Annotated in this window: 3 protein-coding genes; all 3 read left to right on the forward strand. The window is 62.6% G+C overall.

Annotated features, from left to right (window positions below; genetic code table 11):
* The coding region (locus tag GX181_07340) for an MmgE/PrpD family protein (GenBank protein NLM71754.1) at positions 1-472 on the forward strand (472 nt) is incomplete at its 5' end.
* A 19-nt stretch (positions 473-491) separates the two neighbouring features.
* Positions 492-1,772, forward strand: a complete 1,281-nt coding sequence (locus GX181_07345) for a 3-isopropylmalate dehydratase large subunit (GenBank protein ID NLM71755.1) — start codon at positions 492-494, stop codon at positions 1,770-1,772.
* The coding region (locus tag GX181_07350) for a 3-isopropylmalate dehydratase (protein ID NLM71756.1) at positions 1,769-1,917 on the forward strand (149 nt) is incomplete at its 3' end. The genes GX181_07345 and GX181_07350, both read left to right, overlap by 4 nt.

A 1,917-nucleotide genomic window follows, 5' to 3' on the forward strand; every position in this document is an offset into this window, starting at 1 on the left:
CACCACGTCCATCACCCATAAGTACTCCGTGGGGGCGGACGCGATCACCAGCGTGGTGGCGGCGCAGCTGAGCCATCCCTACGTCTGTTCGGTCGCCCTGCTCGAGGGCAACGCTTTCATCGACCAGTTCACGGAGGAGAAGATAAAGGACCCGAGGATCCTGGAGTTCGCCAAAAAGGTGGAGGTAGTCGCCGATGACGAGATAGACAATCTCCCGAGGCACCTTCGATACACGGTGAAGGTGGACGTCCACGTCAAGGACGGGCGGGTTTTCAATCTCAAGGAGACCTACCCCAAGGGACACCCGAAGAACCCCTTCACTCACGACGAGCTGCTCTGGAAGTTCAACTCCCTTGCGGAAAAGGCCATTCCCGACAAGGGACGGCGCGAGAGAATCACAGACTCCGTGCTGAACTTGGAGAGGCTGGACAACGTAAAAGAGCTCACGACCCTCATGGCAACGGGTAATTGACGAGGGGAGGAGAGATCAGGTGGGCAGGACCGCGGCGGAAAAGATAATATCGGCCCATGCGGGGGCGGGCGTCAGGGCGGGCGACTTTGTGGTGGCGGATGTCGACCTGGCCATGATACACGACACGACCGGACCCATCGCGATCAAGGCCTTCAGGGAGTACAGCAGGGAGAAGGTCTGGGATCCGTCGAAGATGGTCATCGTCCTCGACCATGCCGCCCCCAGCCCCAACGAGCGGGTCAGCAACCTGCACATCCTGCTCAGGGAGTTTGCCGCCGAGCAGGGCGTAAGACTGTTCGACACGGGCGAGGGAGTCTGTCACCAGCTGGTGGTGGAGAAAGGCCTCGTCCTGCCCGGAGATCTGGCCGTGGGGGCCGACTCTCACACCTGCACCTACGGCGCGCTGGGCGCGTTCTCGTTCGGAATAGGCTCCACCGACATGAGCGGCGTGATGCTGACGGGAAAACTCTGGCTGAGGACGCCGGGCACGATGAAGGTCGTGCTTCGCGGAACCATGGAGAGCGGCGTAGGCGCCAAGGACCTGATGCTGCACTTCATCGGCCTGATAGGCGCCGACGGCGCCGACTACCTAGCCCTCTCATTCAGCGGCGAAACCGTGAGGGACATGTCCCTGTCGGAGAGGATGACCCTGAGCAACATGGCGATCGAGTGCGGCGCGAAGGCCGGGCTCGTCGCGCCGGACGAAAAGACCGCAGCCCACCTGGAGGCCCTGGGAAAGGGGGAGGGAAGTCCCGCGTTCGACGACGAGGACGCAGTCTTCGAGCGTGTGATGGAGATAGATGCCTCCTCGGTTCCGCCCCAGGTAAGCACGCCCCACTCGGTTGACTCCGTGGTGCCGGTGACGGAGGCGGAAGGTGTGGAGATAGACCAGGTGTACATAGGCACCTGCACCAACGGCAGACTCGACGACCTGAGGATCGCGGCCCGAATCCTGGCCGGCAGAAAGATATCGGCGAACTGCCGCCTTCTCGTATGCCCCTCCTCCAGAAAGGTGATGGCCGACGCCATAGCGGAGGGGATACTCCTGCAGCTGGTGGAGGCCGGGGCCACTATCCTTCCTCCCGGCTGCGGCCCCTGCCCGGGCACTCACATGGGCGTGCCGGGCGACGGCGAGAGCGTAATCTCCACCGCCAACCGCAACTTCAAGGGAAGGATGGGCAACAACAGGGCGAACGTATACCTGGCGTCCCCCGCCACATGCGCGGCGAGCGCCCTGTCGGGAAGGATCGCCGACCCTCGGCCCTATCTGCGGGTCGGTAATCGAGGAGACCGGACATGAAAAAGAAGATCATCGGTAGGGTCCATAAGTTCGGGGACGACATCAACACCGACTACATCATCGCGGGCAAATATACGAAGACCCTCGACTTCTCCTCGCTGGCGGAGCACGTCTTCGAGGACATCGCCCCCGGGTTCGCCGGACG

It is taken from the genome of Synergistaceae bacterium (assembly GCA_012521675.1).
In the GTDB taxonomy this organism is placed as follows: Bacteria; Synergistota; Synergistia; order Synergistales; family Aminobacteriaceae; genus JAAYLU01.